The sequence below is a fragment of the Gluconobacter sp. P5E10 genome (assembly GCF_018812145.1).
In the GTDB taxonomy this organism is placed as follows: Bacteria; Pseudomonadota; Alphaproteobacteria; order Acetobacterales; family Acetobacteraceae; genus Gluconobacter; species Gluconobacter cerinus.
Genome location: NZ_JACRVZ010000003.1, coordinates 276,470 through 302,193 on the forward strand (window position 1 = coordinate 276,470; position 25,724 = coordinate 302,193).

The 25,724-nt window shown below is 56.4% G+C and carries 24 protein-coding genes, 1 tRNA gene and 1 pseudogene; 8 read left to right on the forward strand and 18 right to left on the reverse strand.

Annotation, left to right across the window (positions count from 1 at the left end):
- Nucleotides 1–13: 13 nt before the first annotated feature.
- The 8 genes and pseudogenes from KP707_RS07775 to KP707_RS07805 form a co-directional block, all read right to left on the reverse strand.
- Entirely contained in the window at nucleotides 14–1,285 is a 1,272-nt protein-coding gene (locus KP707_RS07775) for a lactonase family protein (RefSeq protein WP_064273179.1), read from the reverse strand.
- Between the two features lie 105 nt (nucleotides 1,286–1,390).
- Nucleotides 1,391–1,867 (reverse strand): DUF2147 domain-containing protein, encoded by a 477-nt coding sequence (locus KP707_RS07780; RefSeq protein WP_046901467.1) that lies wholly within the window; start codon nucleotides 1,865–1,867, stop codon nucleotides 1,391–1,393.
- Nucleotides 1,868–2,125 (reverse strand): glutaredoxin 3, encoded by a 258-nt coding sequence (gene grxC, locus KP707_RS07785; RefSeq protein ID WP_099212323.1) that lies wholly within the window; start codon nucleotides 2,123–2,125, stop codon nucleotides 1,868–1,870.
- A 7-nt stretch (nucleotides 2,126–2,132) separates the two neighbouring features.
- Entirely contained in the window at nucleotides 2,133–2,609 is a 477-nt protein-coding gene (locus KP707_RS07790; RefSeq protein ID WP_252348846.1) for a ComF family protein, read from the reverse strand.
- 87 nt (nucleotides 2,610–2,696) lie between these two features.
- Nucleotides 2,697–2,906, reverse strand: a pseudogene (locus KP707_RS16990) (double zinc ribbon domain-containing protein); the annotation flags it as partial.
- 9 nt (nucleotides 2,907–2,915) lie between these two features.
- A complete protein-coding gene (locus KP707_RS07795) occupies nucleotides 2,916–3,098 on the reverse strand; it encodes a DUF3553 domain-containing protein (RefSeq protein WP_211496909.1) in 183 nt (60 codons plus the stop codon).
- 186 nt (nucleotides 3,099–3,284) lie between these two features.
- The gene (gene galU / locus KP707_RS07800) at nucleotides 3,285–4,163 is read right to left on the reverse strand and encodes a UTP--glucose-1-phosphate uridylyltransferase GalU (protein WP_211498136.1); all 879 of its coding nucleotides are present in this window, start codon (nucleotides 4,161–4,163) and stop codon (nucleotides 3,285–3,287) included.
- Nucleotides 4,164–4,379: 216 nt separating this feature from the next.
- A tRNA-Leu gene (locus tag KP707_RS07805) sits at nucleotides 4,380–4,465 on the reverse strand.
- Between the two features lie 75 nt (nucleotides 4,466–4,540).
- Here KP707_RS07805 and lipB point away from each other — a divergent pair.
- Entirely contained in the window at nucleotides 4,541–5,224 is a 684-nt protein-coding gene (lipB, locus tag KP707_RS07810) for a lipoyl(octanoyl) transferase LipB (RefSeq protein ID WP_211502733.1), read from the forward strand.
- Here lipB and KP707_RS07815 read toward each other — a convergent pair.
- Entirely contained in the window at nucleotides 5,205–5,798 is a 594-nt protein-coding gene (locus KP707_RS07815) for an outer membrane lipoprotein carrier protein LolA (RefSeq protein WP_211502734.1), read from the reverse strand. The two genes, lipB and KP707_RS07815, sit on opposite strands and share 20 nt — an antisense overlap.
- Nucleotides 5,795–6,085, reverse strand: a complete 291-nt coding sequence (locus KP707_RS07820; RefSeq protein WP_099212308.1) for a BolA family transcriptional regulator — start codon at nucleotides 6,083–6,085, stop codon at nucleotides 5,795–5,797. Before KP707_RS07820 ends, KP707_RS07815 begins: the two co-directional genes overlap by 4 nt.
- A 67-nt stretch (nucleotides 6,086–6,152) precedes the next feature.
- On the opposite strand from KP707_RS07820, the gene KP707_RS07825 reads away from it, so the two are divergent.
- The 3 genes from KP707_RS07825 to KP707_RS07835 all read left to right on the forward strand — a co-directional run bounded on the left by KP707_RS07825 (nucleotide 6,153) and on the right by KP707_RS07835 (nucleotide 9,743).
- The gene (locus KP707_RS07825) at nucleotides 6,153–6,767 is read left to right on the forward strand and encodes a J domain-containing protein (RefSeq protein ID WP_211500707.1); all 615 of its coding nucleotides are present in this window, start codon (nucleotides 6,153–6,155) and stop codon (nucleotides 6,765–6,767) included.
- 78 nt (nucleotides 6,768–6,845) lie between these two features.
- On the forward strand, nucleotides 6,846–7,862 hold the full coding sequence (gene cobS / locus KP707_RS07830; RefSeq protein ID WP_211502735.1) for a cobaltochelatase subunit CobS: 1,017 nt from the start codon (nucleotides 6,846–6,848) through the stop codon (nucleotides 7,860–7,862).
- Between the two features lie 6 nt (nucleotides 7,863–7,868).
- Complete coding sequence (locus tag KP707_RS07835; RefSeq protein WP_211502736.1) at nucleotides 7,869–9,743, forward strand: cobaltochelatase CobT-related protein; 1,875 nt, start codon at nucleotides 7,869–7,871, stop codon at nucleotides 9,741–9,743.
- Here the strand turns inward: KP707_RS07835 and KP707_RS07840 are convergent.
- Nucleotides 9,712–11,124 carry a pyridoxal-dependent decarboxylase gene (locus tag KP707_RS07840; protein WP_211502737.1) on the reverse strand — a complete coding sequence of 471 codons (1,413 nt, stop codon included), beginning with the start codon at nucleotides 11,122–11,124 and terminating at the stop codon, nucleotides 9,712–9,714. The genes KP707_RS07835 and KP707_RS07840 overlap by 32 nt on opposite strands.
- A gap of 73 nt (nucleotides 11,125–11,197) precedes the next feature.
- Nucleotides 11,198–12,016 carry a DUF1217 domain-containing protein gene (locus KP707_RS07845; protein WP_211502738.1) on the reverse strand — a complete coding sequence of 273 codons (819 nt, stop codon included), beginning with the start codon at nucleotides 12,014–12,016 and terminating at the stop codon, nucleotides 11,198–11,200.
- A gap of 110 nt (nucleotides 12,017–12,126) precedes the next feature.
- Between KP707_RS07845 and KP707_RS07850 the strand changes: the two genes are divergently transcribed.
- Nucleotides 12,127–12,999, forward strand: a complete 873-nt coding sequence (locus KP707_RS07850; RefSeq protein WP_211502739.1) for a DUF2125 domain-containing protein — start codon at nucleotides 12,127–12,129, stop codon at nucleotides 12,997–12,999.
- 27 nt (nucleotides 13,000–13,026) lie between these two features.
- On the opposite strand, the gene mfd is transcribed toward KP707_RS07850, so the two are convergent.
- On the reverse strand, nucleotides 13,027–16,527 hold the full coding sequence (gene mfd, locus KP707_RS07855; RefSeq protein WP_211502740.1) for a transcription-repair coupling factor: 3,501 nt from the start codon (nucleotides 16,525–16,527) through the stop codon (nucleotides 13,027–13,029).
- 71 nt (nucleotides 16,528–16,598) lie between these two features.
- Between mfd and recG the strand changes: the two genes are divergently transcribed.
- Entirely contained in the window at nucleotides 16,599–18,701 is a 2,103-nt protein-coding gene (gene recG / locus KP707_RS07860; RefSeq protein WP_211502741.1) for an ATP-dependent DNA helicase RecG, read from the forward strand.
- A 95-nt stretch (nucleotides 18,702–18,796) separates the two neighbouring features.
- Nucleotides 18,797–20,470 (forward strand): bifunctional diguanylate cyclase/phosphodiesterase, encoded by a 1,674-nt coding sequence (locus tag KP707_RS07865; protein WP_211502742.1) that lies wholly within the window; start codon nucleotides 18,797–18,799, stop codon nucleotides 20,468–20,470.
- 70 nt (nucleotides 20,471–20,540) lie between these two features.
- Here the strand turns inward: KP707_RS07865 and KP707_RS07870 are convergent, their stop codons facing one another.
- On the reverse strand, nucleotides 20,541–21,545 hold the full coding sequence (locus KP707_RS07870; protein WP_099212284.1) for a lipid A deacylase LpxR family protein: 1,005 nt from the start codon (nucleotides 21,543–21,545) through the stop codon (nucleotides 20,541–20,543).
- A 287-nt stretch (nucleotides 21,546–21,832) separates the two neighbouring features.
- Between KP707_RS07870 and KP707_RS17055 the strand changes: the two genes are divergently transcribed.
- Nucleotides 21,833–22,582 carry a cold-shock protein gene (locus tag KP707_RS17055; RefSeq protein WP_211496921.1) on the forward strand — a complete coding sequence of 250 codons (750 nt, stop codon included), beginning with the start codon at nucleotides 21,833–21,835 and terminating at the stop codon, nucleotides 22,580–22,582.
- Between the two features lie 121 nt (nucleotides 22,583–22,703).
- Here the strand turns inward: KP707_RS17055 and smpB are convergent, their stop codons facing one another.
- From smpB to KP707_RS07895, 4 genes are read right to left on the reverse strand one after another with little or no spacing between them, the layout of a single operon-like run.
- Nucleotides 22,704–23,198 carry an SsrA-binding protein SmpB gene (gene smpB, locus KP707_RS07880; RefSeq protein WP_046901449.1) on the reverse strand — a complete coding sequence of 165 codons (495 nt, stop codon included), beginning with the start codon at nucleotides 23,196–23,198 and terminating at the stop codon, nucleotides 22,704–22,706.
- Nucleotides 23,199–23,206: 8 nt separating this feature from the next.
- Nucleotides 23,207–24,157 carry a 4-hydroxy-tetrahydrodipicolinate synthase gene (dapA, locus tag KP707_RS07885; RefSeq protein WP_211502744.1) on the reverse strand — a complete coding sequence of 317 codons (951 nt, stop codon included), beginning with the start codon at nucleotides 24,155–24,157 and terminating at the stop codon, nucleotides 23,207–23,209.
- Entirely contained in the window at nucleotides 24,154–24,990 is an 837-nt protein-coding gene (locus KP707_RS07890) for a prephenate dehydratase (RefSeq protein WP_211502745.1), read from the reverse strand. The genes dapA and KP707_RS07890 overlap by 4 nt, the downstream gene beginning before the upstream one ends.
- Entirely contained in the window at nucleotides 24,990–25,715 is a 726-nt protein-coding gene (locus tag KP707_RS07895; protein ID WP_211502842.1) for a 3-deoxy-manno-octulosonate cytidylyltransferase, read from the reverse strand. Before KP707_RS07895 ends, KP707_RS07890 begins: the two co-directional genes overlap by 1 nt.
- Nucleotides 25,716–25,724 lie beyond the last annotated feature (9 nt).

Sequence of the window (25,724 nt, forward strand, 5' to 3'; positions counted from 1 at the left end):
TTTTCACTGAATGTCAGACCTGCGTGTTCATGAACGCAAACGTCGTCGGACTACCGACAGGCGTAAAGTTCTCAGTAAACGCAAGCTGCCCGGTGTTCTTGTCCACCTTGAAGGACGTCACCGCATCCGAACGCTGGTTGGCGCAGAACAGGAACGTTCCAGACGGATCGAACATCATGGCGCGGCCATAATCGGCATGCATCCAGACTTCATCCTGCAGGGACAGCGTTCCGTCCGCGGCAATCGCGAATACCGCGAGTGAATCTCCCAAGCGGTTAGACGCGTATACGTACTTTCCACTGGCAGAAATCAGAATTTCCGCAGCGAGCGTTGATCCTCGGAAATGAGGTGTGACGGTGCTGACCGTCTGGATATTCGTGATTGTACCCGTCAGCGGATCAAAGCTGGACACGACAATCTTCGAGTTCTGCTCACACAGATTGTACATAATGCGCCCCGAGTGATTGAACTCGAAGTGACGCGGCGCAGACCCCGGCTCCATATCGTAATATGGTGTTTTTGCTGAAATGAGCTTCCCAGTCGCCAGATTCAGCGTCCAGACATAAACTCGATCCAGACCCGCATCATCCGCGATTACGAAGCGACCGCTCGGATCAGAACGAATCATGTGTGGATGAGATCCGGAATGGTCAGAAACGGCAAAGTTACCTTGCGGATTATCCGTTGCGCGCTCTGGCTGACGCGGTCCCGTATTATGAACCACATCGGTTGCCTCACCCAGCGATCCATCGCTCCGGATCGGCAGGACCGCAACACAGCCACCCACATAGTTCGCGACCAGAACATAACGACCTGAATGATGAACACTCAGATGCGCAGGCACAGCACCACCGGAGCTGACACTGTTCAGCTTGCGCAGGGAACCCGTCTTCTGATCGACAGCAAAAGCCGTGACAGATCCATCTCCGGCCTTGTTGTAGTCGTCGATCTCACTCAACGCATACAGAAAATGGTTATCTGCGGAGAGCGTGATAAACGAAGGACTGGCAATGTCCGTGTAGGTCGTGATTGGCGTCAGAACGCCTGAATCCCGATCCATCTCGAACACGGCAATGCCCTGCCCATTTCCAGCACCACCTGCAGGGGCATGCTTGGTGTACCCCCCGACAAAACATACTGTTTTGGAAACCAGCTTGGGCAACGGCGGAGGAACAGGGACAATTTTTGGTTCGTCAGCAGCATAAGACGTGCCTGCCACGCTGGCGCCAACCGCACCAGCAGCCAGCCCGAGCGCAAAATCGCGGCGGGAAACAGTGTGGGACATAGTGGTTCCACGGTCCTTTCAGTTCGGCAGAAGCAGAGACCTGAGATTGGCCTGCATGTTCCTGGCAAACCATATCAGAGAGATATGACCTGCCATTGTAGTTTCTCAGTGAGGCTGCGGAGGCATCTTACACTGTGGCCCGAATGAGCCTCCGGTATATCGCGTCCAGGTCTCGGTCTGACCCAACAGAGGCATTCCAAGAACAAAGCCACGCAGCTTTAGAACATTTGGCTCGGAGAGCCAGATGTACGCCTGATAGATACGTCCGCTCCGAGGATCAAGGATGTGACCCCGCCATTTCTGATCTTCTGCTGCGACAAAATCTGTCAAAATCCAAAGATGGCATTCTGCCCGGCCCCAAACGTCCTTGGGCATCTCCCCGTCATAATCCATTCCGACGAGCTTGCCGCACAAGGCATTGCCGCAGTGCTCGATCGAGAAAACACCGTCTTTACCCGCGGATAGCCAAAGGCCTAGCTCTGACGGCGTAGTCGCTGCCTGAGAGACTGCCGGCGCCTCAGCGTACCCCATGAAGGGCGTCAGGCAGAGTAATGCACCTGCGAAAAGCCGTCCCCAGCGCATTCAGGCACCGCCAAGCAGAGAATCAAGCCGTCCGGCCCGATCCAAAGCCATAATGTCGTCACAGCCCCCCAGAGATTGCCCATTCACAAATACCTGAGGGACAGTCCTGCGCCCCGAACGGCTCATGGATTCTTCACGCTCTCGGGTTCCGTGTGGCGCGTTAATCTCCTTAAAGGCCACACCTTTTGATCTTAGAAGATCGACAGCGTGAACACAGTAAGGGCATCCCGGTTGGGTAAAGATTTCAATTTCTGACATAAAGCTCTTACTCCTCGGGATACGGAACGTCCTGTTCATCGCCTTTGCAGGTCCGCGCTGCAACAAGAATATCCACTGACAATGCCCCGGCCTTCAAAAGAGCACCAGTGCAAACAGAAGCCGTGGCACCAGTCGTCAGCACGTCGTCCACCAGAAGAACGGCCTGCCCTTTAATTCGTTTTTCCCGCCCGGCGCGGACAATAATCGTATCGGCAATTTCCATTTGACGCTCTTTGGCGGACAAACGGGCCAAAGGTCTGGTGGCCTGCCGACGCGTCAGTCCGTCAGCAAGCAGCGTAATCCCCTTTTTCCGAGACAAACCATGCGCCAATAGAGCGGCCTGATTGTATCGCCGCCGCCACAATTTGGTTCGGTGCATCGGCACGGGGATTAAAACGCTCGCCTGATCCAGCAAGGCAGAACCTGCCCGAGACATTTCCTGAACAAGAATTTGCGCGTTTTCAGTCCGGTCAGCATATTTCATGGGCAGGATAAGGCGCCGTGACCAATCATCATATTCAAAGGCAGCACGCGCAAATCGCCAGGCCGGGGAACGCAACTGACAAGGCACACAGATTTTCTGCGTCCCTCCGAAAGCTTCACCAGGCAGAGAAACGCCACATTTTTCACAGCAGGGAAAAATAATTCTCTTTGCTTCAGCAAAGCAGTCAGAACAGAACGCGCCGTTCGTCATGACGTCTGCTCCGCACACTCCGCACACTGGAGGAAGGAGAACGTCCAGAGCACTACGGCCAAGCTTCGAGAATAGAGAACGAGCCAAAGGCCAGAATCAGCCTTGAACCAGTTTCAGCTCCACACGTGACGCATCAATCAGAATTTTCCCCTCATTCTGAAAATTGACCGTAACACGCTCACCAATCGCCGATTGCACCTGCCCCCATCCCCACTCAGGAAAATCGGGATGCTGCACAATCTGACCCGGCTCTAGAAAAGACTGAAATGGCATGGACATGACACTCTTCATGCCATGAGATTTGCATCACTGCCCAGCGTTTTCGCAAAAACACCAAGGCGAATTCGCGTTGAGGCTTAAAATAGAGAAAGGAAGGGGGTTGCCGTAATTAAACGACACCCCCTTTCCTCACTTAATTTAAATCAGACCCAACATCATCAGCAGATAATGCTGCTTCCCAAGATGTCAGACGACGTCGACATATTTCTTGAGAAAAGCTTTAACCGCATCGCCGAGGTCAGGGCGGTCAATGGAGAAAGCAATCTGAGCTTCCAGGAAACCAGCCTTGTCACCACAATCAAAACGCGTGCCTTCGTAACGCAGTCCGTGGAACGGAACATGCCCGATCATCTTGGCCATGGCGTCCGTAAGCTGCACTTCATTGCCAGCACCGCGTTCCAGCTTGGCGAGATGCTCCATCACATCAGCCGTCAGGACATAGCGTCCGATAATGGACAGGTTTGAGGGAGCGTCCTCAGGATTCGGCTTTTCGACCAGTCCTTTGACCTCAACGAGCTTGCCGTCATCGGCGCCCACGTCGAGGATACCATACCGATTTGTATGCTCACGCGGCACTTCCGTTACCGCGACAACATTGCCACCGGTCTGGTTGTAGGCATCCACAAGCTGAGCAACGCAGCTACGGCCACTTTTTACGATGTCGTCTGGAAGCAGAATAGCAAACGGGTCGTCCCCAATAAAGGAGCGCGCACACCAGATTGCATGACCCAAGCCTAAGGGCTCCTGCTGACGCACAGCAACAAGAGAGCCTGCCTGCACGCTGCTTGGCTGAAGTGCTTCAAGCGCACTTTTTTTGCCACGCTCCCTCAGCGTTGCCTCAAGCTCGTAAGCAATATCGAAATAATCGATCAGGCTGTCTTTGCCGCGCCCCGTGACAAGACAGAATTCTTCGATGCCAGCTTCACGAGCTTCGTCGATAGCATACTGAATCAGAGGCTTGTCGACGACAGGAAGCATTTCCTTCGGCATAGCCTTGGTGGCCGGAAGGAAGCGTGTTCCTAGTCCAGCAACGGGAAGAACTGCTTTCTTTAAGGGCTTGATCACGAAACCTCACACATCAGCCAAGATATCATTCGATTACCGAGCACAAAGCTCACAGCGTTCAAATGAAAACATAGTCAGGCATAACGATGGATGAACAGTCTGGCAATAAAATGGCACAGAATAAAACACCACACTGGATGCCTTAACACTGGCATTCAGGGTGTTTTTTATAATTGTGATTTTTTCGAGATTTTTTCCATCAGCTCCGAAGAGTGATGGTGCGGCCGAGAAGACTCGAACTTCCACGGGGTTGCCCCCACAAGCACCTCAAGCTTGCGCGTCTACCATTCCGCCACGGCCGCCCCGTGACAAACCGTCTTGTGTAGTGCAAGACCGTCCGGTGAGGGGCGATATAGCTGATGCCTGAAACGAGAGCAATGACCAGAAACGATATTTGTGAAGAAATTTTGTGGAAAAAATCTGCCGGGCTAACACCCTACCCTGATGCTCTGGACTTCATGGCCACCCGCTCGCGCCAGATTCACGAAGGAACAGCTGATCCCGTCGTCTGGCTCGTAGAGCACCCCCCCGTCTTTACGGCCGGAACATCTGCGAAGCAGCAGGATCTTTATAACCCACATCACTACCCGACGTACGAAGCGGGCCGAGGCGGCCAGTGGACGTATCACGGCCCGGGACAGAGACTGGCTTATGTTCTTCTAAATCTAAGCCAGCCCAATGGTACAATACCTCCCAGGGATCTTCGTGCCTTTGTGAAAGGACTTGAAACCTGGATCATTGAAACTCTCAGCCGCCTCGGCGTAACGGCCTTTACGAGAGAAGGACGTATCGGCGTCTGGACTTTTGATCCTGTCACCGGCGAGGAAGCCAAGATCGCAGCGCTTGGCATCCGGGTCAGCCGCTGGGTCAGTTGGCACGGCGTCTCGATCAATCTTAATCCGGCCCTGGATGACTTTGACGGCATCGTCCCCTGCGGAATCAGGGAATTTGGTGTCACCAGCCTCAGGCGCTTCAACCCGGCTCTTTCCATGGAAGAACTGGATCATGCGCTGGCCGCCTCCTGGCCAGCGCATTTCGGATCTATCCCCCGCGAGGAGTAAAGACGGTAGGGGTCACTGTTACCCCCTCCACTACATTCCCTAGAGATACGCTGAAATGATTCTGCCGGGCATCCACACCCTGCAGACCAATGAGCAGCAGTTTTCCAGCCGTATCGGAGAATTGGAGCGTCAACAGCCCTTGGGAAGGGTTGTCCGCCTCAGCAACCGAAACCTGAAGCGATCCCTGCCCGCGCCTTACGTCAGTTACCTGAATCCCACGGTCAAACCGAATCGGGTAATGAAGAAGGAGCCCCAAGGGGTTTCGCTTCAAGGACAGGTGGGTCACCGCCCCACTATCCATATCATCCAGAACCAGATGACCATCCCCCGCAACCAGTTCCATCGTATGCGGCGTCACGTAATCCAGTCGCAGATGACCGGGCATATAGACGAATCGTCCAGCGCTCACCCCATTATCGGGGCCAGTCTGATTGAACGACGCCTGCATCCCGGTCACGCCGTTCATGTAAGTTTCAATTCTGTGCACATCCGCCTGCTGGTCTGCAGGCAGATGTCCGTACCCACTTGTGGCGCAGCCAGACAGAAACAGAAGAGCCAGAAGTGCACGCTTCATGGAGTGGTTTCTCCGTGCAGAACAAGAGACAGGGCATGTAGTCCTGTTTCAAACTCCCCGGCGAGCAATCCGTTCACAAGACGGTGCCGGGCAATCCGGTTTAGTCCGTCAAATTTCGCGCTGGTGATCGCCACATTGAAATGCGTTTCTCCCGTACTCCCCAGAGCTTTTGCTCCTGCATGATGGGCATGCCGGGCACTGTCATCCTGAATTTCAAGAACGCTCGGCGCCAGTTCCCGGTGAAGAATCTCAGCAATTCGGTCCCGCCTAGTGAGGGGCTGCGTCATGGTCAATTAAATCCGATTTGGTTTGTCCGCTTGCATCAAACGGCTCACATTGCCCATATCAGACACCATGCAGCGTAAATCTACCAGACATCGGGCTTTTGACCCCGATCCAGAGGCACCAGACCAGACCTGCGATCATCCAGGCTGTGCGGAGCCTGCCGGCTACCGCGCTCCCCGCGGGCGCGATGCCCTGCGGTCCTACTTCTGGTTCTGCCTTCAACACGTTCGCGACTATAACGCGCGATGGGACTTCTATCGCGGCATGACACCCGCCCAGATCGAAGCCCAGCTCAGAGCTGACACGTCCTGGCAACGCCCTTCATGGAAACTGGGGACGGGTGCGGCACAGAAAGCCGAATTCAACGAAGAAGATGTTCTCGACCCTCTGGATATTCTCGGCGCCAGCCGCCGCGACCGAGCCCAGCGCGCCAAAGACAGTGCACGTCAGCGCGCCACAGCCGACGGCCCACCAGAACCGCTTCGATTGCCTCTCGCAACGTTGGACCTGACATGGCCCGTGTCGTTGGATGACGTCAAAAGCCGATATCGTGCCCTTGCCCGCCGTCACCACCCTGATGCGAATATTGGCGACAAGCAGGCTGAAGAGCGTTTCAAGGCCATCGGATCCGCGTATGCCGTGCTGAAAACGCATTTCAGTCGCGAGTCAGAGTTCGTTTCCTGATTTTCTCTCTGGAAGAATAGAGCCTAAAGGCCCATCTTTTCAGAACATTCCTGAATTCAATGAAAGTCCGCCAGTCTCATGAGTGATTTCGCGACGATCGACGCCCCGGAAACCGTCACCACCGCCGAAAGTTCTGCGGTCCCAACCAGTGTTCTTGGTGCGCCCGACCTCACGGTGTCTTCGCGTGAAGTCTTCGGCATCAAGACTGATCTTCAGATCCCAGCCTATTCCGTCCGGACAGAGCACGTCCCCGACATCGATCCATCCTACAAGTTCGATGAAGACACGACGCGCGCCATTCTTGCGGGTTTTGCCTATAACCGCCGCGTGATGGTTCAGGGCTTCCATGGAACGGGAAAGTCCTCCCACATTGAGCAGATTGCTGCTCGCCTGAACTGGCCTTGCGTCCGTATCAACCTCGACAGCCATGTGTCCCGTATTGATCTCATCGGCAAGGACGCCATCGTGCTGCGCGACGGCAAGCAGGTAACGGAATTCCGTGAAGGTTTGCTACCTTGGTGCCTGCAGCATCCCTGTGCGCTGATTTTCGATGAATATGACGCAGGCCGTCCGGACGTGATGTTCGTGATCCAGCGCGTTCTCGAAGCAGAGGGTCACCTTACCCTTCTGGACCAAAACCGCGTGATCCGTCCCAACCCGGCCTTCCGCCTCTTTGCGACCGCAAATACCGTTGGCCTTGGTGACACGACAGGCCTGTATCACGGCACGCAGCAGATCAATCAGGGCCAGATGGATCGCTGGAACATCGTCGCGACCCTGAACTATCTGCCGCTTGAACAGGAAGTCGCGATTGTCACCTCCAAGCTGAAGATTGGTGCGGAAGACAAGGACAAGACCAAGATGGTCGAGCGTATGGTCGCTCTGGCCAATCTGACGCGCTCGGGCTTTATGGCCGGAGACATCTCCACAGTCATGTCCCCACGAACTGTCATTGCCTGGGCTGAGAACTTCAACATTTTCAACGATGTCGCATTCGCGTTCCGCCTCACGTTCCTGAACAAGTGTGACGAAGCCGAGCGCGGTATTGTTGCGGAATACTATCAGCGCTGTTTCAACACCTCCCCGGTGGAGTAAAAAACCTTGTCCGCGCCCAAGAACTCCCCTCCTGACGAAAACCGTCAGGAAGGTTTCCGCCGCGCCACAATCGCAACCCTTCGCGCCATGGGCGGCACGCCTGAACAGAGCGTGGATTTTCAGGGTGCGGTTGTTGGCAACAGGCTGCCCGCTCCGCCGGCACCTGATGCCGTGCAACTGCCCTACCTGTCCCGCAGTATGCATGACCGCGAAATTCAGAAAATTCGCGGAGCAGCCGATGCTGCGGCGCTGAAGCTGCGCTACCACAAGAGTGGCCTGAACGCGCAGTTTCCAGAGCCGCAAGCTCAGGAGGCGTTCAACGTCCTCGAACAGGCGCGCTGTGAAGTTTACGGCTCCCGCCATATGGCCGGCGTTCGTGCCAATCTTGACCAGCGTGTCATCCAGCAGTGTGCCGAGGCGGGCTGCAACCGCATGGCGACCAAGGACGAAATGCCTGCCGCCATGGCTCTGAGCCTGCTAGCTCGAGAGGCCATGTCAGGAGAGCATACCCCATCGCAGGCTGGCCCGGCGCTGGAAGCCTGGCGCGCGTCCCTCTCTCCGTCTGCCAAAAACGCACTGGCGGAAATGGCCGTCACGCAATCTGACCAAAAAGCCTTCGCACGCGCGATTACGCATCTGCTCGGTGCCTGCCAACTCACAGAACTACCAGAGGAAATCGAACAACAGGCCCCTTCAGACGATTTATCTGAAGACGAACAGCCTTCCGAAGATGAAGCCGCGGTTCCGCAGGAAGATCAGCAGACACCTGCAGGCGATGATCCTGATGAGGAAGATGGCTATCAGCCAGAAAGCGGTGAAAGCGGGATAACAGGCGAAACAGAAACGTCTTCCGACGCGCTTGATTCCCCTGAAACAGGTTCGGAAGAAGCTGCGGGGCCGTCTGATCAGTCAGGTGAAGGCACGGCCATCGGCGGCGGCTCAACCTATAAAGCTTACACCACAAGGTTCGATGAAGAAGTCGGAGCTGCTGACCTCTGTGACCCGGACGAACTAGACCGGCTACGCCAACAGCTCGACCAGCAGCTTGTTCAACTTCAGGGCCTGATTTCCCGTCTAGCGCATCGTCTGCAACGACGGCTCATGGCTCAGCAACAACGCCGCTGGGAGTTCGAGCAGGAAGAGGGCATCATTGATGCCGGGCGTCTCTCCCGTGTCGTCACGAACCCAACCATGCCACTCTCGTACAAGTATGAGTGCGAAATGGAGTTCCGCGACACGGTCGTCACACTCCTGATCGACAATTCAGGCTCAATGCGTGGCCGCCCAATTGGAACTGCTGCAATATGCGGCGACATTCTCGCCCGCACGTTGGAGCGCTGCGGCGTGAAAGTCGAAGTTCTGGGCTTCACGACGCGTCAATGGAAAGGTGGTCAGAGCCGAGAGCAATGGGTGAAAAATGGCCGACCACCCGAGCCGGGACGCCTGAATGACCTGCGTCACATCATCTACAAAGATGCGGATACGCCCTGGCGCCGGGCCCGGAAGAACCTTGGCCTCATGCTGCGTGATGGTCTCCTTAAAGAGAACATTGATGGCGAATCGCTGCTTTGGGCCTGGAAGCGCCTCAAACGGCGTCCGGAACACCGTCATATTCTCATGGTGATTTCAGATGGTGCACCTGTGGATGACAGCACGTTCTCTGCCAATCCGCACAACTATCTTGAAAACCATCTGCGTGAGGTCATCAAGCGGATCGAAAGCGATCGGAACACGGAGCTTCTGGCTATTGGTATCGGCCATGACGTCACGCGTTACTATCGACACAGCGTAACCATCAGTTCCGCCGAAGACCTCGGCGGCACCATGATGGCTCAATTGAGTGAACTGTTTACCCCCGCCGGTCAGCGGCGAGTGCGATAACGGCATCCAGCATACGGTCGGTATCGACGGTGGTGGTGCGGTGATTAACGATCGCCGCCCTCACCGCCAACCGACCGTTGATCCGCGTTGTGGATGGGGCCGCTACACCGCTTTCATGCAAATCCTGCACCAGCTCGGAAACACCCTGATCTGACAGGCCCTCTATTCCAAAGCACACAATATTCAGCGTTACTGGCGCGAGCAGAACGAGCCCGGGCGTAGCCTGCACGCAGCGCGCAAGATGCTGTGCAACGTCACAACATTCTTCCACCATCTGCCCCATACGCTGTGAGCCATAATGGCCCAGCGTCATCCAGACTTTGAGCGCCCGGAACCCGCGGGAAAGATCTGGCCCAAAATCACAGAACCAGGGCGCGCCACTCGCAAGCCCTCTGGCTTCGCGCGTCAGATAGTCGAGCGACTGAGCAAACGCGGCCGCATGAAGTTCACGATTCCTCACCAGAACACAGCCCGCATCGTAGGGAACTTGTGCCCATTTATGAAAATCAAATGCCAGACTGTCAGCCTTTTCAATGCCGGAAAGCTGCGCTTTGAAACGTGACGACAAACAGGCCAGCGCCCCGAAGGCTGCATCCACATGAAACCAGAGGCCGTTCTCCCGTGCGATAGCCTCGATCCCCTGAAGATCATCAATAGCCCCACAATCCACCGTTCCGGCCGTTCCGGCTACCATGAAGGGCACCAACCCGCTCTGGCGGTCTTCGGTGATCATCTGGCGCAGTGCAGTAAGATCCATCCTATGATCACCCGTCACCGGAACACGGCGCAAAGCCTCGCTTCCGAAACCAGCAAGATCAAAGGCACGAGGCAGACACCCGTGGGCTGTTGTCGCGGCATATCCAACCATTTTGCTCTGCCCGACGCCATGCCGTCGCAATGACGGATCACGCGCCCGACTGGCCGTAATCATGCTGATGAAGTTGGCCATGGATGAGCCCGTCACCAGACAGCCCGCCCCATCTTCCGGCATACCCACCATGGAAAGAGCCCAGCGAATAACTTCACGCTCGACTTCATTTGCGGCATGGCTGCGGCCACCACAATTGGCGTTCATGCCGGCCGCCAGCATTTCTGCCAGCATCCCGACGGGTGTTCCGGCGCCATGCACCCAGCCCATGAAACCCGGATGAGTATTTCCATTGCCATAGGGAACAACGAGCTCAGTGAAACGCTCGTGCAGCTCCTCCAGAGAGGTCCCTTCGGGAGGAAAGCCCGTTCTCAGGTCATCTCTGGCTGCTTGCGGCATAGGACGCCAGACCGGGCCTTCCCCGACATGTTCCATACGGTCAAACAGAGCATCCAGCATCTGATGACCCATGGCACGAATGCCGCTCCAGTCTTCAGGGTCCAGTCCTGCCATGAAGAGATCCTTTTCGCTGCCACGTTTCCCTAGCCGCGATACAGGCCTCCTCTCAGGATGTCACGCAATCGGATCAGAGAAGTGCGGAATACAGCGATGACGAGGAACTGCTACTGCTTCCTGTAAAAAGGGACAGAATACCGTCCGATGTCCCTCCACTTCCGTAAAGTGTGAGCATACTGGCAGGCGTCGTGGATGCTTCAGGGCTGATTTGTAGAAGCGCCAGATATTGTTCAGCAAACCGCTGCACGCCTTGGGACGTGCTGAGACGTGAAAGATCCAGCTTGTTCCCCAGCAGTCGAACCTGCTGGTCGTAATCCAGTGCGCCAAACTGGGTTGTATCGAACCCACACACTTTTTCCGCCACCTTCAACAGTTTCGGGTCTGCCATGATGCTGGAAAGCTTCATGTCTGACGTGACGGTTCGGGTGAAATAAAGAGCATCCCCAAGGCCCGGCGTCTCGTCCTGAACGCTGCTTTCATACCCGTTCGTCAGGTAACTCTGGGCGATTTTGGACAAAGTGTCTTCTGACGAGAGGGGAGACGTCGACCAGTCTGAAAACGCGGTCGCAAACGCTTTCCAAGACGCATTCCCGCTTCTCTGTGCCAACGACTTGGAAGACGTAGGGTCCTGCGTCATGAGTTGCTTAAGGACGGCCGTCTGATCAATATTGGAAGACATGTTATAGGCGCCAAGAACGACTTTCAGCGCCTTGTAGTTCTTCAGAAGCTGATCAGGCGTCGTGATGGAAGAAGCCTCCGCTTTGAACGCCGTCAATGCCTGCTGCGAAGATGAACTGGTCTTTTCCCATCGGTTCACGGAGGCCTGTTCGTCTTTCACGATGGACAGGTATTGCGGCACCGCTGGCATGGCGGAAATGGACGAAGACATGCACACTCACCCGCAAGGAAGGATTATGGGGAACCATTGTCTCTCCATAATCCTAAGAGAGTCTTAACAGTCTTTCTGTCTGAGAGATCAGACACCACAGCATTGAGGGCATGATGTCTTTTAAAACCCTTCTCGTAACAGCATTAGCGACGGCTCTGCCTTCCTTCGCGTCATCTGCTCTCGCAGACACGCTGCCGAACATTCCTGCGTCCTGCTTCACCTATTCCCTGAACGGGCACCAGGCTGCCGCCCACGGCTTTTCAGCATCAGGCCTGCACGCCACCCTGACAGGAACCGGCATCGGCCTCGATATCGGGCCTATCACCCTGAAAGACCCCAAAGGCGCAGTCACGGAAGCCAAACTGGAACAGTTCAATGCAACGGCCGCTTATGCAGCACTGAGCGCTTTCCGTGGAGGTATCAGCCCAGCCTGTCAGGGGCAGGATGCCACCATTACAGTCCACAACATCCATGAAGGAACGCCAGAAGCCTCATGGAGCAGCGTAAAACTGTCTCGCCTTGGTCACACAATGACCATCCAGCACGCGACGATCAACGCAGTCCAGACCAGCCCTGAGCTCCGCATCAAGGTCAATGGAACAGGCATTCACGACTCGAAACAGCCACTCATCCCGTCGTCCCTGTCCGCCGATCTGTCCGTAAGCGGCCTCTCCGGCTCCTCACAGCAGATCACGATCAACGCCCTGCATGCCATTTCCGGAAGCAGCACTGTTGATGGCACAGGAACCATTCAGATCGGCTCGTCAGCTGCAACATCCACCGCAGACACCCATGTCAGCATCACCAATGTTGCGCAGTTGATCGAGGCCATTCGCCAGACAGCCCCAACCAAAGTGGTCACTGCCCTTACCATTGCCCGCCTGATGGGACGCCAGAGCGGCGACACCACCACATGGGATATTGCCCTTCAGGGCGGCGTAGCGACGGTCAACCGTATTCCGCTCCCTATCGCCGTTCCCTGAGTGCCACTGCGGAAGCTGGAAAAACGCTTAGTCGGCGTCTTCCAGTTTCCGCACGAGTTTGCACAGAACGGTTGTTACTTTCTTCGCAAAGCCAATGCGGGTGGCGTTCGTCATTTCGCGAATAATGGCCAGCTTCTGATCGGGGCGGATCTTCACGCCCGAATCCTTCTTACGAGTCGCCCAATCGATCAGCCCGGCGGGGTTCTGGAACCGGTTCTTGCGGAACTGAAGCACCATCCCCTTCGGCCCGGCTTCCAGACGCTCCACACCAGCCTCACGGCAAAGACGCTTGATGAGCACGACGTCCAGCAGATTCCCCACCTCTGGCGGCAAGGATCCGAACCGGTCCACGAGTTCAGCACGCATGGCCTCGACTTCCGCTTCTCCGGTCAGGGACGCAATACGCCGATATAGCCCCAGCCGAACCGGCAGATCAGGCACATAAGTGTCTGGAATCAGCACAGGCAATCCGAGGATAATATTCGGCGTCCAGCTGTCTTCTTCCTCCGCCTTCCGACCGCGTTCGCGACGCAGATCCAGAACGGCATCTTCCAGCATCTGCTGATACAGCTCGATCCCGACCTCCTTGATATGCCCGGACTGCTCATCCCCCAGCAGATTTCCAGCACCACGAAGATCCAGATCGTGCGATGCCAATGTGAAGCCTGCGCCGAGCGAGTCGAGCGTCTGCATAATTTCCAGACGTTTTTCGGACGCGGCCGACAGCGGGTTCGTTTGCGGCCAGGTCAGATAGGCATAGCCACGCTGCTTGCCGCGCCCCACGCGCCCGCGAAGCTGATAAAGCTGCCCCAGGCCAAACATATCTGCCCGATGAATGATAATCGTGTTCACGCTGGGCATATCGAGACCACTCTCCACGATATTGGTGGAGAGCAGGATGTCATATTTGCCGTCGGCAAATTCGGTCATGACGCGTTCCAGTTCGGTCGGCGTCAAACGGCCATGGGCCTGAATGACCTTCGCATCCGGAACAATCTCAGCCAGGCGCTCTGCCATCCGGTCCAGATCAGCGAGTCGCGGCAACACGCAGAACACCTGCCCACCGCGGAAACGCTCACGCTGAATCGCTTCGCGGATCATGACGCTGTCAAACGGCGTAATAAACGTGCGAACTGCCAGACGATCCGTCGGCGGCGTCGCAATCAGGCTCATTTCCCGCACACCGGACAGGGACAGCTGGAGCGTACGTGGCAGCGGCGTGGCTGACAGTGTCAGGACGTGCACGTCTTCCCGCAGGGCCTTGAGCTTCTCCTTGTGAGAGACACCGAAATGCTGCTCTTCATCAATGATCAGCAGGCCCAGACGTTCGAAAGAGACCGTCTTGGCCAAAAGAGCATGCGTCCCGATGACGATATCCAGACGCCCATCCGCCATCTCTTCGCGAACTTTTGTCGCTTCCTTGGGGGTCACCATGCGTGACAGTTGCCCGATCCGAACTGGCAGACCTTCGAATCGCGCCACAAAGCCACGGTAATGCTGACGAGCCAGAAGCGTCGTCGGAACAACAACAGCCACCTGCATCCCTGAGAGTGCGGCGACAAAAGCCGCACGCAAGGCAACTTCGGTTTTTCCAAAGCCGACGTCACCACACACCAGACGGTCCATCGGGCGACCGGAGCTCATGTCTTCCAGAACATCAGCGATGGCACGGGACTGATCTTCCGTCTCCACGAACGGGAAACGGGCACAGAATTCATCCCAGAGTCCCTCTGCCGGCGCGAGCGTAGGAGCTTCACGCAATGCACGCGCAGCTGCCGTCCGAATCAGTTCACCCGCCATGATGCGGATGCGCGATTTCATCTTGGCCTTACGAGCCTGCCAGGCCGTACCACCGAGCTTGTCGAGCTGGACGCTGGCCTGCTCCGACCCGAACCGGCTCAGGAGTTCGATATTTTCTACCGGCAGAAGAAGGCGCTGCTCTCCATCATACAGAATGGAAAGATAGTCATGCGCAACCAGCCCTTCGCGGATGGTCTCAAGCCCGACATAGCGTCCAATTCCGTATTCCTGATGAACAACGAGGTCCCCTTCGGAAATCTCGCCCACCTGAGAAATGAACTGTTCACCACGCTTCTTGCGACGGGGCGGCCGGGAAATACGCTCTCCCAGAAGGTCCTGTTCAGACACAAAACACAGACGATCTGAAACGAACCCACGCTCCAGCCCGAGAACGAGCAGACCAACTGTCCCGCGGGACATGCCTGCTGCGGACGGCCAGTCGTCATAACTTTCAACGCCAACGCCATGTTCCTGAAGCAGATGGGCAATCCGCTCCCGCGAGCCACGGCTCCAGGCCGTGACATACGTGCGGCGCCCAGACTGCGCCCACTCTTCAACCTGCTTGCCAAACGCTTCAAAAACACCCTCGCGAGACCCGTCTTTGGCCCGGGCAAAAAGCGGTCCGGGACGGCTTCCGGCTTCTACGCCTTCTCCCAGATCCGGCTTGCCAAATGCATTCAGCAAAACAGATGGCGCCCTGGAGAGCATGGCATTCCAGCCATGCTGGTCCAGATAGAGACGATGCGGCGGAAGCGCCCGATACGGCATCTCGCCATCACGAACAGGAACACGACGCGCCTCATAGTGGTCGGCGATCATGTCCAGACGGGCTTTCAGAATCTCCGGCGCATGGCTGTCAAAGCTGATTGCAACGTCTGGCAGATAATCCAGCAGCGTCTCCATTTGATGGCCATCGCCATCATGGAAAAGCGGCAGATAGTGCTCCAGACCCGGATAACGCCGCCCGTCAGAGACGTTCTCATAAAGCGTGTCAGATGCAGCTGATGGCCCAAACGTATCGCGCCATCCCGTGCGGAAAAGACTGATACTTTCCGGACTGAGAGAGAACTCCGAGACAGGTCGTAACTCGAAACGCGCGAGCTTTTCTGTCGAGCGCTGCGTCGCGATATCAAAGGCACGGATATTTTCGACTTCGTCACCGAAAAGGTCGAGGCGGATCGGGTCTGGTGCACCGGCTGGAAAAAGATCGAAAATGCCGCCCCTCGCCGCGAACTCACCCGCTTCCATGACTGTATCAGTCCGCGTGTAGCCATTGGCGACGAGAACTTCGATCAGGAGAGACTGATCCAGCATTTCACCCGTAGCCACACTGATGGACTGGCCTTTGAAAGCCGATCGCGGTGGAACGCGCTGCAACAGACTGTGCACGGTCGTCAGAACGATCCGGCGGGCTTTCGTCGGCTCCAGCAGGCGGCACAATGTCCCAACACGCTCCGCAACCAGAGCAGCGTTGGGAGAGACACGGTCGTAAGGCAGGCAGTCCCACGCAGGCAGGCGCAGAACCTCAACTTCCGGCATCAGATAGGACAACATGTCCATCAGAGCCGCAACAGCAGCGTCGTCCCGCGCAACATGCAGCAACGGCCCTTCATGCTCTGACAGCCGCTGGCGAAGCAGCAGCGCCACACTCCCGTCCGGGACACCCCAGACGGTCGGACCAAAGGATGTGAGGGGCATTTCACGGCTCATGGTTTCGTTTTGTTCCATCCTGCTCTTGCCCTATACCTGCCGTTCCAGACCCTGCCATACCAAGAAAAGCCCGGGGAGCGCCCGTTGCAATGCAGTCCGAACAGCCCTCTCCAGATTTTCTTGCTCCACTCTTCGCACCACTGACGTCCCTGCCCGGAATCGGGCCAAGACATGCAAGTCTGCTGGAAAAGATTGCAGGGGGACGGCGCGTCCTGGACCTGCTGTTCACCCTTCCCGAGCGAATTGTTGACCGTCGTATTCTGCGCACAGTTGCCGCAGGACACAATCTCGCACCCGGAGAAATCCTGACAACGCGTGTCCGTGTCGTCTCAATCCGCAAGGCTGCACGCCCCGGCCAACCCTCCATCATTCGCACAGAAGACGATACAGGCAGGCTGGATCTGGTTTTTTTTCAGCAGAAAAACATGCCTGCCCCAACGGTCGGGGCAGAGCTTCTTGTCTCTGGCAAGACCAGCCGGTTCCAGGGTGAATTGACGATGCCCCAGCCGGATCACGTCACAACATGGGAAAAGCGTGACAGCTTTCCCAGACTTGAACCCGTCTGGCCCCTGACGGCAGGCCTGTTTCCCTACACCGTGCGCAAAGCCATGCGCGCGGCCCTGACGCTTCTGCCCGATTTTCCCGAATGGCAGGACCACGCCCTTGTCCAAAAGCGCCGCTGGCCAGCTTTTACACAGGCGCTGCATATCCTGCAGGCCCCGGAAAGCATTCCTGCTCATGTCGAATGGGCGCCAGTGCGAGAGCGCGCACTTTCCCGTCTTGCTGCGGATGAACTTCTTGCTGACCAGCTCTGTTTTGGACTGGCTCGCCTTAAAGCACGCAGGCGGATAGGCCGCAGCATGCCGGGCACGGGCGCACTCCAGGCAGAGCTAAATCGTCGTTTTGGTCATAAGCCAACGGCGGCCCAGTCTTCAGCTATCATTGAAATCCGTCAGGACATGGCGGCCACGGCTCCCATGATGCGTCTTCTGCAAGGAGACGTGGGCGCCGGCAAAACATTTGTCGCGATGAATGCCATGCTTCAAGCCGTGGAATCCGGTGCCCAGGCGGCCCTCATGGCGCCAACAGAAATTCTGGCACGCCAACACTTCGAGACAGTGTCCCGACTTTGTCCCACGCAATGCGTTTATCTGAGCGGGACGATCAAAGGCGCAGCACGCCGCGAGACACTGGCGGCCATTGCCGATGGAACTGCGCGCATCATCGTCGGGACTCACGCCCTGTTTCAGGAAGGCGTGACGTTTGCGGACCTTGGACTGGCCGTCATTGACGAGCAGCACCGCTTTGGCGTGAAGCAACGAATGAATCTGAGCGCCAAGGGACAGGCCACAGACATTCTGGTCATGACCGCCACTCCCATTCCCCGGACCCTTCAGCTCATGGAATGGGGAGAAATGAGCGTAAGTCGGCTGGATTCCAAACCTGCAGGCAGACAACCCATTCGCACGACCCTGCATAATATGGATGCCATGCCAGACATTCTGGCCGCCATATCCCGCGCAGTCGCAGATGGGGTGCAGGTCTTCTGGGTCTGTCCTCTCATTGAAAACAGCGAAACACAGTCTGCCGCAGCGGCCGAAGAGCGGTGGGCGATGCTTGGAGAGCGATTTCCCCACATCGTTGGATTAGCGCACGGCAAACAGGACATCGCCATCCGGCAAGCCGCACTTGAAGCATTCCGGCAGGGTGAAACACGTATCCTCGTTGCTACAACCGTTATTGAGGTCGGCGTGGATATACCGAATGCTTCGGTCATGGTGATCGAGCAGGCAGAACGCTTTGGGCTCGCTCAGCTTCATCAGTTACGAGGCCGCGTCGGGCGCGGTTCGAAAAAGTCCTTCTGCCTGCTGCTCCATGATGGCATGGCCACACCAACAGCCGTCAGGCGGTTAACGCTTTTGCGAGACACTAACGATGGATTCATGATTGCTGACGAGGATTACCGAATCCGCGGCGGCGGCGACCTTGCTGGAGACCGTCAGTCTGGACTGCCCGGCTTCCGATTAGCTCAAGGCGCAAGAATTTCGCTGCTTTTGGCGGCAATGCAACAGGACAGCGAGCGAGAACTTATGCGCAATCCGTCGCTGGAAGGCCCGCGAGGGGCCGCATTGAGAATTATGCTAACGCTCTTTGACCGCTCCGAACCCGACAGGCTTTTGATTTCTGGTTAAAGGACCTTTAAGAAAGAATTGTTAATCTGCCTTCCGAGAAGGAACTTTATCGTTCTTTGACGGTTTTACGACTTATCCATAATCGGGTTTACAGTATGTTCTCAACTGGTGACGATCAGCATGCAGCTTCTTTCCTGAAAGGGACGTCGTCCGCCAGTTACCTGCCTCTCTTGAGACTGGCACGCCTGCTCACTGGCGCTTCGTCAGCGGGCATAGTGGCCCTGTCAAAGGATTCTGCGCCGCTTGAAATTGCCTCCGTTGGTGTATTTTTAGCCGACACGCTGGGTGAACTTCCGTATGAAGAACTTTCAGAAAGCACTTCACCACAGACATTCAGAATAGCAGGGCGATCTGTTGCCGGGATCAATGTCGGAAGCCTGCCTCGACAAAAGCGCACTTCCACATCTCTCTTCCTTTTTGCTGCCTGCGAGACGACTGACCTTTCAAGCCAGCAGACTTTGGATGCACTTGCAGATCTCGCAGACCTGACTCGGAACCCGATTTATAATAGCGGTTCAGTCCTGCCGAACCGCATGCAGAGCATGGAATCTGTTCAGTGGTACATCGAGCAGACCGCGGGCCTGACGAAACGAGCAAAATTCGGATTAATTCGCTTCAACCTTGACCATCTGTCTTTCATTAATGAGCGCTACGGCTGGGATGTCGCCGACATCATTCTGGAAGAGATCGTCCGAAGAATCGAAAAGCTCCTACCCCAGGGCGCGTTCCTTGGCGGCATGGGCGGCGGCAACTTCATTGTCTTGACGCCACCAGGCTACACGCAGGTCACAACACGATCCTTGATGACATCCATTCTGCGGATTTCTGAAGCCCCTGTTGCCCTTGCCAGCTCTTCTCTTCCATTTTCCCTGTCCATCGGCTGGAGCATGTTCCCGGAAGATGGCCAAACGGTTGATGACCTTCTCACCAGCGCCAAAGCTGCGCTTATGGAAGCCCAACGCCTGGGTGGCGGTCACGAGAGACGCGCGGACGAAGAAACAACACGAATGCATATCCTGTCTTCCAGCCTGGAGCAGGATCTTGCCGTTGCCGTGGAACAGAACGGACTCTTTCTGAACTGGATGCCGGTTGTTGACACCGCATCACAGCAAATCGTGGCTCATGAGGCGCTGCTAAGATGGAATAGACCAGGCTACGGCGAAGTCCCGCCGGCCCTCTTTATTCGCTGCGCAGAAGAAGCCGGCCTGGTTGAAATGCTCGATAGCTGGAGCCTTAAAACAGCCTGCATGGCTGCGGCGAGCTGGGACGTCCCCCACAGGGTCTGCGTCAATATTTCGCCAGTCTGGCTCGTCAGTGAGCGCCTCTCGAAACTCGTCAAGGAAATCCTTCAGGAAAGCGGCCTCGCACCTGAACGCCTGCAAATTGAAATGTCGGAGCCACGCTTCTTCGGGCCGGAAGACATCACATTCCGTGAATTGTCCCGTGTCCGCGCGCTCGGCGTCAGGCTGGCACTTGATGATTTCGGCTCTGGCTTCTCGTCCCTTGAGCGCCTTCGCTTCTATCCGCTGGATCAGATCAAGCTTGATCGCAGATTCATCAACAGCCTTGGCGAAAACAACCGCGCAAATGAAGTGATGTGCGCGATTCTCGCCCTGGCACGCGCCTTGAACATCACGACATGCGCCAAAGGCGTAGAGACCGAATCCCAGATGGCCTTCTTGGATGCTTATGGGTGCGAAGAGGTCCAAGGATATCTTCTTGGCTCTCCGGTTCGAGATCAGGCCAAGCCTGCGTCACAGTCCGCTTAAGAAAAAAGCCCGTCCCGCTTTTGCGGCCGGGCTTTTTTCTTGATCCGAAGATCCAGCTAAGAATTATGCTTTAGAATTTAACAGAGAGCTTGAGCGACCCATAGTTAAACAGGCCAGCTTTCTGCGACTTGAACTGAGCCGTCTGCCAGTTCTGGCTGTAAGAGAGTCGCACGCCGTGCCACATCACGGCCACGCCGGCATGAATTTCGCCCACATCCCAGACTTTTTCGACGTGAGGCGAGTCGGGACGCACGGTATTACCCTGAAGCGTGGCGTCGTACCCAACGGCCTGCCCCTCTACACCACCATAAAAGTACCAGGCGACAGGACGCGTTCCACGGAACGCATCTGTACCATCCAGTCCCGGCCCAATCGTCGAGTTACCGAAATCACTATCCAGCCCTTGTCCGACCCGGAAGGTGGCAGCCGCATCTGCATAGGTTCGGTAATCACCCGCGGCACCCGACACTGCAGGCAAAACGTCCATGCCGATGCCGTAAACATTCACGACTGGCAGACGCCAGATTCGACCAGCCTGAATCTGCATGATCGGCTGATTCGCTAGCTGGTGCACCCACCCCTTGTTCGGCGTGTCGCTGATCAGATTATGGAATCCGTTCTGCACCTGACGCCCAAGACCTGCAGGGCCCATGACACCAAACTGAATACCCATGACGGTACGGGATAGGTCCGTATCATTAATAAGGTTAACGGTGCCGAGCATCAGACCTGCGTAAGGACGGTCTCCCAGTGGCGGCTGGGCCATCTGGGTCTGGCGCGGGGTATAGATCAGCTGCTGCAACCCGATGCTGATACGCTGCATGCCATTTCCCATCAGGAAATGATTCAGATTCGCAATCGGTTCTGGAAGGTTATCGGTCCCCGAAGTCCAGTTAATGCGCAGACCAGATGTATAGTACTGATCAGACGTTCCCTTCAGGGTCGAGACAGCATCGTTCTCGCCCTGAATGGTCCAGGTACCGTGTGGATCCTGAAGAGGAGTCGCCAATGCGGACGAGGATGCCAGTGCAAGCAGGGCAATAGCCCCGAAGGAAAGAGTCAGTCGGGTCTGCATGGGCACCTCTGCATCTCGCGTACGATCAGGGTAATGACGTTATCAATTTGTGTCTTTATGTCATTACTGAGCGTCAAAGCAAAGCCTTCGGAGCACCTTGACGGACTGAGACAATCTTAAAATCCGCGCGAGTTGGGCACTTCTCGCACTTTCGTTGTGGCAGTGCGGGAAAAAACCATGCTAGTGATTCCCTCAGAGGAAGGCCTGAGGCTTTTCTCACCTTTTTGAAATACGTCATGGCAGGGGATAGAAGCCCTCCGTGGCACCCCAGTCTCGGGATTAGACCGTTGAGAAACAACAGAACCGACCGCAGCTTTAACTCACCTCGCCGCGGCGGGTTTGACGGGGACTATTCGTCCCAGCCATCCTATGGTGACCGTGGCGGCTTCGGCGGCGGCGATCGTGGCGGCTTCGGCGGCGGCGATCGCGGCGGCTTCGGTGGCGGCGGTGGTGGTGGCTTCGGCGCACCTCGTCGTGGCGCTGGCAGCAGCTTCGTTACCGCTTCCGGCCCAGAAATCAGCTCCCGCGTTAAGTGGTTCAACACCGAAAAGGGTTTCGGTTTCGTTGAACTGGCTGACGGCTCGGGCGATGTCTTCCTGCACGCCAACGCTCTTGGCAACGCTGGCGTAAGCAGCGTCAACCCGGGTGCAACCGTGGTTGTTCGCATTGGCCAGGGTCCGAAGGGTCGCCAGGTTGCTGAAGTCATTTCCGTTGACGAAAGCACGGCTGAAGCTCCCCGTCCGCGCGCCCAGTTCGGTGCAGCTCCGCAGCCACGCTTTGGTGGCCCGTCAGCACGTCCGGGCCGTCCGGCTCCTGACCTGTCCGACGCACAGGACATCCGCGGCACCGTGAAGTGGTACAACGCCACCAAGGGCTTTGGCTTCATCACGCCTGACTCCGGCGGCAAGGACATCTTCGTCCACGCTTCCGCTCTCGAGCGTTCACAGCTCCCGACGCTCGACGAAGGCCAGGCGATCAACGTCAAGGTTGTTCAGGGTCAGAAGGGTCCGGAAGCTGCTGCAATCAACGTCGATTGATTGGTAGCTTCGGCATCTTGCTGAGCACTAAAAAAAGCCGCTGTGGATTTTTCCACAGCGGCTTTTTTAATGACTGCTAAAAATTACGTGCCATAGTCAAACAAGGCGGTGTCGAGAGAACTCAGTATTCCTTGCCCTTGTTCCGGATCAAGCGAGCCTTATCACGTTGCCAGTCGCGCTCAGCGATTGCATGTCGCTTGTCTTCTTTTTTGCGCCCCTGCCCCAAACCAATCGTCACTTTCGCGACTCCGCGGGCGTTAAAATGAATATCCAACGGGACAAGCGATGCACCCGCACGCGTCACAGCGGACAAATAATGCGCAACCTGTTTGCGATGCAGCAGTAGTTTGCGAGGAGCCCTTGGCTCAAAGCGGGAAAGAACGCCCCCCTGATATTCCGGAATGTAGGAATTAAAGAGCCAGATTTCTCCATCACGCTCGGCCGCATAGGCCTCGGTAATGGTTGAACGTCCCAAGCGAAGGCTTTTGACCTCCGGCCCCTTCAGAACAATTCCAGCCTCTACAGTTTCCAGAATCGTGTAATCGAACCGGCCTTTACGGTTCTGAGCGACGATCCCGTGAGAGATCATGCCGCTCTTCTCTTTTTTTCCGGCCATTAAAAATATCAGTCCAATAGATCGAGAGATCGTAAAGCAGCATCGATAGCCTTCCGCGTTGCCTCCTGAGGCTCCACGAGTGGAAGGCGCAGGGTCGCATTGCACAGACCCAGCCGAGACATAGCGTACTTCACCGGTCCCGGGTTGCTTTCCATGAACATGGCATCATGCAGCGGAGAGAGACGATCCTGAATTTCGATTGCGTCTTCGATTCGCCCTTCCTGCCAGGCGCTGTGCATTTCCGCGCATAACGCAGGAACGACATTTGAAGTCACGCCAATGCAGCCATCACCACCTGCCGCAAGAAACGACACCACTGTGTTATCGTCACCAGAAAGCTGGTTGAACGGCTTCTTCACGTTGCGTCGCACAGCGATGGGACGAGCTAGATTGGCCGTAGCATCCTTTACGCCAGCAATATTGGGATGCTGAGCGAGGCGTCCAAGTGTCTCAGGCGTGAGATCCACCACAGACCGACCTGGAATGCAGTATACGTGAACCGGAAGTGGCGTCGCATCGGCAATCGTCATGAAATGACGATACAGGCCTTCCTGGGTGGGCTTGTTATAATACGGAACCACAACCAACAGGCTGCTCGCCCCCACAGAATGAGCATGTCGAGCCATTTGCACGGCTTCAGAGGTGCTGTTTGAGCCAGCCCCAGCCATGACTGGTACGCGACCGTTCGATGTCTCGACGCAGTGGGCAATGATCTGGCCATGCTCCTCGTGCGACAGCGTCGGGCTTTCGCCGGTTGTCCCTGCCGGTACGAGCCCGCTGGTCCCCGCTTCAATCTGGCGCTCAATAAGCTTTGTCGCCACCTCGAAATCGATACGCCCATCCGTACCCATCGGAGTGATCAGAGCCGTCAGCGACCCTTGATACATGCCCGTCTCCACCATTGCCTTGCCTCTGCTCATCATGCGCACCATCCTGCTCTCTAGATCCGTCAGCGTCATGCGCTGGAACGAGCAAGACTGCGTGGGTATGCACCCAGAATCTTCAAATTATCGCTGACATGCTCCAGCTCTTTCAAAGCGGCCGCCAATGCAGGCTGGTCCGGATGTCCTTCAACATCCATCAGGAACTGCGTGGCCGCGAATGAGCCGTTGAGCATGTAACTTTCAATTCTCGTCATATTAATACCATGACGTGAGAATCCACCCAATGCCGCGTAAAGCGCCCCGGGTTTGTTGCCGACTTTCATGAGCAGCGTTGTCAACGTGTCATTACGTTGAGAATCGGGAAAACTTGGCACAGGCGCCACGCGATAAAAGCGCGTCGTGTTGTGCGCCGCGTCTTCGACGTTACCCCGCAAGATGACGAGACCGTTCAGCTCTCCTGCGAGTGACGAGGCGATGGCAGCGTCTTCCTTCCGGCCCCATTTCGCGACCATTTCGGCAGCACCAGCTGTATCGAACTCCGGTACGACTTCCAGATCCAGCTCATGAATAAGCTTACGGACCTGCCCGAGTGCAACTGGATGTGTGTGAAGACGCCGGATGTCAGAGATTTCAGTACCCGGCACAGCCAGCAGGCAGTGCTCAACACGCTGAAAGTGCTCTCCAACGATGTGCAGCCCTGCATCCGGCAGCAAAGAATGAATGTCAGGCACACGCCCGGCGAGCGAATTTTCACAGGCCAGAAGCGCTTCATCTGCCCGACCACCATGCACAGCTTCAATCGCAGCTGCGAAACTCGCGCAGGGAAGCGTCGTCCAGCCCGGACGAGCCTGTCGGCATGCGAGGTCCGAATAGGCGCCAGGCTGCCCCTGAAAAGCAATTACCGGCATCAGACCAGTCCTCTCACTCGTTCCAGATCCTCAGGCGTATCAACACCTTGAGGAGCATGTTCTATCCGGGCACACCCGATACTCATTCCAGCTTCCAGCGCGCGCAGCTGCTCCAGACTTTCACGCCGCTCCAGAGCCGACTGTGGCAGACTGACAAAGCGCTCCAATGCGTCTCGACGCCAGGCATATACGCCAACATGATGCCAATGCTGCCCCACGCCCCATGGAATGGGCATACGCGAAAAATAAAGTGCGCGCGTCACCGCGGCGTCGCCAAAATCACAGGCGATCTTGACCACCTGTTCGGCATCTCTTTCCCAGTCTGATTGAACGGGAGCAGCAAGCGTTCCGATATCACAGGATGGATTTTCCAGCGGCTCGAGCACGGCAGTCAGACTGGCCGGATCAATCAAAGGCAGGTCTCCCTGCAGATTGATCACCACGTCGTAAGTTCCAGACGGATCAAGCTTCTGGATGGCTGCATGCACACGATCTGAACCGCTGGCCAGAGACGAGTCGGTCAAGACACCTTGCACGCCCTCTAACTCACGGACGGCATCAAGAATGTCCTGATCGCCCGCAGCAACAACCACTGGCCCGATCTTTGCTTCCAACGCCCGTTTCGCAACGCGGACAATCATGGGAAGGCCACCAATATCCGCAAGGGGCTTGCATGGGAGGCGGGTCGAGGCAAGTCTGGAGGGAATGACGATGATCGGACGCATGGCCCTTCT

Coding starts and splice junctions, on each gene's coding strand:
- grxC (WP_099212323.1), bottom strand. CDS start 2,125: ATGTCAGAAATTGAAATCTTTACCCAACCGGGATGCCCTTACTGTGTT.
- smpB (WP_046901449.1), bottom strand. CDS start 23,198: ATGGCCGGAAAAAAAGAGAAGAGCGGCATGATCTCTCACGGGATCGTC.
- KP707_RS07780 (WP_046901467.1), bottom strand. CDS start 1,867: ATGCGCTGGGGACGGCTTTTCGCAGGTGCATTACTCTGCCTGACGCCC.
- recG (WP_211502741.1), top strand. CDS start 16,599: ATGCAGTCCGAACAGCCCTCTCCAGATTTTCTTGCTCCACTCTTCGCA.
- KP707_RS07870 (WP_099212284.1), bottom strand. CDS start 21,545: ATGCAGACCCGACTGACTCTTTCCTTCGGGGCTATTGCCCTGCTTGCA.
- KP707_RS07795 (WP_211496909.1), bottom strand. CDS start 3,098: ATGTCCATGCCATTTCAGTCTTTTCTAGAGCCGGGTCAGATTGTGCAG.
- KP707_RS07790 (WP_252348846.1), bottom strand. CDS start 2,609: ATGAAATATGCTGACCGGACTGAAAACGCGCAAATTCTTGTTCAGGAA.
- KP707_RS07815 (WP_211502734.1), bottom strand. CDS start 5,798: ATGAAGCGTGCACTTCTGGCTCTTCTGTTTCTGTCTGGCTGCGCCACA.
- KP707_RS07895 (WP_211502842.1), bottom strand. CDS start 25,715: ATGCGTCCGATCATCGTCATTCCCTCCAGACTTGCCTCGACCCGCCTC.
- KP707_RS07820 (WP_099212308.1), bottom strand. CDS start 6,085: ATGACGCAGCCCCTCACTAGGCGGGACCGAATTGCTGAGATTCTTCAC.
- mfd (WP_211502740.1), bottom strand. CDS start 16,527: ATGGAACAAAACGAAACCATGAGCCGTGAAATGCCCCTCACATCCTTT.
- KP707_RS07890 (WP_211502745.1), bottom strand. CDS start 24,990: ATGCCGGTAATTGCTTTTCAGGGGCAGCCTGGCGCCTATTCGGACCTC.
- KP707_RS07775 (WP_064273179.1), bottom strand. CDS start 1,285: ATGTCCCACACTGTTTCCCGCCGCGATTTTGCGCTCGGGCTGGCTGCT.
- KP707_RS07825 (WP_211500707.1), top strand. CDS start 6,153: ATGCAGCGTAAATCTACCAGACATCGGGCTTTTGACCCCGATCCAGAG.
- lipB (WP_211502733.1), top strand. CDS start 4,541: ATGACCAGAAACGATATTTGTGAAGAAATTTTGTGGAAAAAATCTGCC.
- KP707_RS07850 (WP_211502739.1), top strand. CDS start 12,127: ATGATGTCTTTTAAAACCCTTCTCGTAACAGCATTAGCGACGGCTCTG.
- dapA (WP_211502744.1), bottom strand. CDS start 24,157: ATGACGCTGACGGATCTAGAGAGCAGGATGGTGCGCATGATGAGCAGA.
- KP707_RS07840 (WP_211502737.1), bottom strand. CDS start 11,124: ATGGCAGGACTGGACCCTGAAGACTGGAGCGGCATTCGTGCCATGGGT.
- KP707_RS07845 (WP_211502738.1), bottom strand. CDS start 12,016: ATGTCTTCGTCCATTTCCGCCATGCCAGCGGTGCCGCAATACCTGTCC.
- KP707_RS07865 (WP_211502742.1), top strand. CDS start 18,797: ATGTTCTCAACTGGTGACGATCAGCATGCAGCTTCTTTCCTGAAAGGG.
- cobS (WP_211502735.1), top strand. CDS start 6,846: ATGAGTGATTTCGCGACGATCGACGCCCCGGAAACCGTCACCACCGCC.